Source organism: Alcanivorax sp. HI0044, assembly GCF_001634945.1.
This window is the reverse complement of the sequence record NZ_LWEZ01000676.1, coordinates 1-4,827: the sequence shown is the minus strand read 5'-3', so window position 1 is coordinate 4,827 and position 4,827 is coordinate 1. Positions and strand designations below refer to the sequence as shown.

Below are 4,827 nucleotides of genomic sequence, written 5' to 3'. Positions count from 1 at the left end.
GTGCCGCCCAGCTGAAGTAGGTCACCGTGGAGCGGTCTATGCCTGCTTCGCGCAACCATAGCGATAACGACGAGAAAATCAGCAGCAACGGAATGCCCGCCGAAAACCCGTAAAAGAACATGGTGGCCACACGGGGGTGCAGGAAGGCTTTCAGGGATTGCTGCCAGCTGGTTGATTGTGGGGGCATAGGACTCTTAACGGGTATTGCCGATTGGCGAAAGGCTCATCATAGACACTTTGTTCGCAGGGGGCGATGTGGGTTCAACAGCCTGCTACAGGAAATACTGTCTGGGCACGCGGTCGCCCAGCACCGGAATATTTTCATCGCGTAGCCGTTGTGTCTGAATCTCCCCCGAGGGGGTGCCAGCCAGGGCAATACAGCCATCGGCGCGCAACACCCGGTGCCAGGGCAGGCGGGTGTCCTTGGGGAGCTGGCTCATCAGACGGCCAACAAAACGGGCATGACGGGGAAAGCCCGCCTGTTTTGCCACGGCGCCATAACTGCTGACGTATCCGGGGGGAATAGCGGCGACGATCTGGTAAACGGCATCTCGGAATTCAGGGTTCATGAAAGGTAGCTTCCAGTGGCTAGCTTCCAGCTGCAAGGAAAAACGCAGAGCACAATAAAAAGAGGAAACCGGTGCCAGCCGATTTCCTCTTCTGGGTTGTAGCATCGTGCGTTAGGCATTGAGCGTCCGGCGTTGTTATCGCAGCCCGCCGTCCATATCGATGCAGCGACCGGTGAAATAGTCGGTCTCGAAAATAAAGGCCACGCTGCGGGCAATGTGCTCGGCTTCGCCCAGACGTTTGAGGGGCACCGCCTGTACCAGGCGCTCGCGGGCTTCCGGTTTCATGGCGGCCAACATGTCGGTGTTGATGGTGCCCGGCGCCACCGCCCCGGTGCGAATGTTGTAGCGGGCCAGTTCTTTCGCCCATACCTCGGCCATGGCGGCCACGCCGGATTTGGCGGCGGAGTAGTTGCTCTGGCCGAAGCTGCCCTGGCGGGCCAGGGAGGAAATGTTGACGATCACGCCTTCCTCGGCGCCGGTTTCGACCATCTTGGCGGCGGCCTCACGGCCACACAGGAACACCCCGGTCAGGTTTACGTCGATCACGGCCTGCCACTGTTGCAGGCTCATCTTGCTGACCAGCTCTCCGTCTTTGGCCTTGATCAGCAAGCCATCACGGGTGATGCCTGCGTTGTTGACCAGGCCGTGCAGGGCGCCGAAATCGGCAACCACATTGTTGAACAGGGCTTCCACCTCTTCTTCTTTGGCCACATTGGCCAGGTAGGCGCGGGCTTCGCCGCCAGCGGCTTCACAGGCGGTCACGGTGGCGTCCAGGTCTTCCTGACTCAGGTCCACACAGGCCACTCTGGCGCCTTTGCCGGCAAAAAAGGTGGCGATGCCACGACCCAGGCCACGGCCGGCGCCGGTCACAACAATCACTTTCTGGTTCAGTTCCATGGTGATTCCTTACACTGTCGGTTCACGTTGCAACGGATTATGGTGAGGTGCAGCGGGCAGGCCAATGACCGGATTGCTCAGGCCCGCCGTAAAACGGGAAGCTGGAAAAGGAGAGCAGGACCCCATATGCATCAGGAAGCAGAAGCCCAGTCGTTTATCTATCAGCACAGCCATGCGGCACTGGCCACCGTGGACGATGAGGGCGCGCCGTTTGCGTCTGCCGTCAATGTGGTCCCGGACCATGAAGGGCGCCTGTTGATGCTGGTCAGTGCGCTGGCGGCGCATAGTGTGAACCTGGCGGCCAACCCGGCGGCATCACTGGTGTGGGTGGAGCAACAGCACAGCGACTGGCAGGCGGCCATGCGGTTGACCGTGTCCGGCGAGGTGGTGGCTGTGCCCCCGACCGAGGGGGAGCGTTACTTTCAGGTGTTTCCTCACGCCCGCGAGTACCTCCAGCTGGATTTTCATTTTCTCGCGTTGCGCCCGAAGACGGCGCGCTGGATACCAGGTTTTGCCCGGGCGACCTGGTTGAATGCCGAAGCGCTGGTGCAGCCGTGGGGCTGGGACCTGGCCCGTGAACAGGCCATGGTTGGCCACATGAACGACGACCACGCCGAGGCCATCGATCACTACCTGGCCTTGCTGGGGGCGCCGGGGCAGGGGGCGCAGATGTTGGCCGTGGACCCCTGGGGTGCGTGGCTCTGGCACGAGGCGCGGTTGCGTCGGCTACCGTTCCCGGCCCGGGCGGAAGACGCCGGGCAGGTGCGCGAGACATTAGTGATGTTGGCGCGGACCCGGCCGGAGGATTTTTTCCTCGCCCGCCCTTGAATCCCGCCGTTACGACCCCATCCCACGCCCAGCAGGCAGGCAAGAGGCCACCGGCTAAGGCCGGTATTTCCTGTTGACTGTTCTGGCGTCCTTACTATGATTAGCACTCGACTCGTTAGAGTGCTAATTGCGACTGTCGAGCTCTACCCATCGGGGAAGCGGCTCGGGTGTCAACTGAACTAACTGGGAGTTTAAGGAAAAATGAGCATCCGTCCTTTGCATGATCGCGTGCTGGTTCGCCGTGAAGAGGAAGAAACCAAATCCGCTGGCGGTATTGTGCTGCCCGGTTCCGCTGCCGAGAAGCCGTCTCGTGGCGAAGTGATCGCCGTAGGCAATGGCAAGATCACCGAAAACGGTGATGTACGCCCGCTGGACGTGAAAGCCGGCGACAAGGTGATCTTTGGCCAATACGCAGGGTCCACCGTGAAGGTGGAAGGCGAAGAGCTGCTGATCATGAGCGAAGCCGAAATTCTGGCCGTCGTTGAAGGCTAAACGCTGAATACGGCCCGGGTAACTCTTCCGGTCAAGACAGACATCGAACGCCCGCAAGGGCATTCAGCCCATCACTGGGTAAAGAATCGCAGAGGTATATAAAACATGGCTAAAGAAATTTTGTTCCGTGACGAAGCGCGTCAACGTATGGCCAAAGGCGTCAACATCCTGGCTGACGCCGTCAAGGTCACCCTGGGCCCGAAAGGCCGCAACGTGGTGCTGGAAAAATCCTTCGGCGCTCCGTCCATCACCAAGGATGGCGTCTCCGTTGCCCGCGAAATCGAACTGGAAGACAAGTTCGAAAACATGGGTGCTCAGATGGTGAAGGAAGTGGCATCCAAGGCCAACGACGAGGCCGGTGACGGCACTACCACTGCCACCGTGCTGGCTCAGGCATTCGTTAACGAAGGCCTCAAGTCTGTTACCGCTGGCATGAACCCCATGGACCTGAAGCGCGGCATCGACCAGGCCGTGGCCGCCGTGGTGGAAGAGCTGAAGAAGCTGTCCACCCCGTGTGACAACACCAAGAGCATCGAGCAGGTGGGCACCATCTCCGCCAACGCCGACAAATCCGTGGGCGAGATCATTGCCCAGGCCATGGAAAAAGTGGGCCAGGAAGGTGTTATCACCGTTGAAGAAGGCCAGTCCCTGCAGAACGAGCTGGACGTGGTTGAGGGCATGCAGTTTGACCGTGGTTACCTGAGCCCCTACTTCATCAACAACCAGGAGAAGATGCAGGTCGAGCTGGAAGACCCGTACATCCTGCTGGTAGACAAGAAGATCTCCAACATCCGCGAACTGCTGCCGGCCCTGGAAAATGTGGCCAAGGCAGGCAAGCCGCTGCTGATCATCGCCGAAGATATCGAAGGCGAAGCGCTGGCGACCCTGGTTGTGAACAACATGCGCGGCATCATCAAGTGCGCCGCCGTGAAAGCGCCGGGCTTCGGTGACCGTCGCAAGGCCATGCTGCAGGACATCGCCATCCTCACCGGCGGTACCGTGATCAGCGAAGAAGTGGGCCTGAGCCTGGAGAATGCGTCCCTGGAAGATCTGGGTACTGCCAAGAAAGTGAACATCGACAAGGAAAATACCACCATTGTTGATGGCGCTGGCCAGCAGGCAGATATCGATGGCCGTGTGGAACAGATCCGCAAGGAAATCGAGAACTCTTCTTCTGACTACGACAAGGAAAAACTGCAAGAGCGCGTGGCCAAGCTGGCCGGCGGTGTTGCGGTAATCAAGATCGGTGCGGCCACCGAGATTGAAATGAAAGAGAAGAAAGCCCGTGTGGACGATGCCCTGCATGCGACCCGCGCTGCGGTAGAAGAAGGTGTGGTTCCTGGCGGTGGTGTGGCGCTGGTACGCGCGCTGGCCAACGTTGGCACCATCAAGGGTGACAACGACGAGCAGAACGCCGGTATTGCCCTGACCTTCCGTGCGCTGGAAATGCCCCTGCGTCAGATCGCCTACAACGCCGGCGCTGAAGCGTCTGTGATTGTGCAGGAAGTGCGTAATGGCAAAGGCAACTACGGCTACAACGCGGCCACCGGTGAATACGGTGACATGCTGGAAATGGGTATCCTGGATCCTGCCAAGGTAACCCGTTCCGCGCTGCAGGCAGCGGCTTCCATCGCCGGCCTGATGATCACCACCGAAGCCATGGTGGCGGATAAGCCGGAAGAAAATGCCGGTGGCGGCGCTCCGGACATGGGCGGCATGGGTGGAATGGGCGGTATGGGCGGCATGATGTAAATCATCCCCTCGTAACACGCTCCGAGAAAACCCCGCCTAGTGCGTAATGCCGTTCACTTAAGCATTGCAGGCAGAGCGGGGCTTTCCGAAAATCCGGTTTCCACTCGCGGGAAGCCGGATTTTTTGTGTCTTTACAGCAGTCTCTTTTCGATATTGATGCCCTTCAGTCCTTCTCTGACCTGAGCACCTTCACCCAGAACATCCCCGTTGAATGGGTTGAGTCGGCGCTCCAATTGTCCTCCAAAGCAACGATTCGTCGGCGGCGCCTCCCCAGCGATCAGGTGCTGTG

General features: G+C 59.6%; 6 protein-coding genes and 1 pseudogene. 4 read left to right on the top strand and 3 right to left on the bottom strand.

The features are described from left to right. The 3 genes and pseudogenes from A3730_RS08240 to A3730_RS08230 all read right to left on the bottom strand — a co-directional run. Nucleotides 1–187 (bottom strand): annotated as a pseudogene (locus A3730_RS08240) (MFS transporter); the annotation flags it as partial. 85 nt (nt 188–272) lie between these two features. Then, nucleotides 273–569 (bottom strand): MGMT family protein, encoded by a 297-nt coding sequence (locus A3730_RS08235; RefSeq protein ID WP_063520609.1) that lies wholly within the window; start codon nt 567–569, stop codon nt 273–275. A gap of 135 nt (nt 570–704) precedes the next feature. Continuing rightward, nucleotides 705–1,466: an SDR family oxidoreductase gene (locus tag A3730_RS08230; RefSeq protein WP_063520608.1), complete on the bottom strand. Its 762-nt coding sequence runs from the start codon at nt 1,464–1,466 to the stop codon at nt 705–707. A gap of 126 nt (nt 1,467–1,592) precedes the next feature. Here A3730_RS08230 and A3730_RS08225 point away from each other — a divergent pair, with 126 nt between their 5' ends. From A3730_RS08225 to A3730_RS29570, 4 genes are all read left to right on the top strand, one after another. Continuing rightward, nucleotides 1,593–2,294 (top strand): HugZ family protein, encoded by a 702-nt coding sequence (locus A3730_RS08225; protein ID WP_063537899.1) that lies wholly within the window; start codon nt 1,593–1,595, stop codon nt 2,292–2,294. A gap of 201 nt (nt 2,295–2,495) precedes the next feature. Further along, nucleotides 2,496–2,786, top strand: a complete 291-nt coding sequence (groES, locus tag A3730_RS08220) for a co-chaperone GroES (protein WP_063521059.1) — start codon at nt 2,496–2,498, stop codon at nt 2,784–2,786. 105 nt (nt 2,787–2,891) lie between these two features. Then, on the top strand, nt 2,892–4,538 hold the full coding sequence (groL, locus tag A3730_RS08215) for a chaperonin GroEL (protein ID WP_063537897.1): 1,647 nt from the start codon (nt 2,892–2,894) through the stop codon (nt 4,536–4,538). A gap of 152 nt (nt 4,539–4,690) precedes the next feature. Further along, nucleotides 4,691–4,827: transposase domain-containing protein (locus tag A3730_RS29570; RefSeq protein WP_369819049.1), on the top strand; the 137-nt coding region annotated here is incomplete at its 3' end.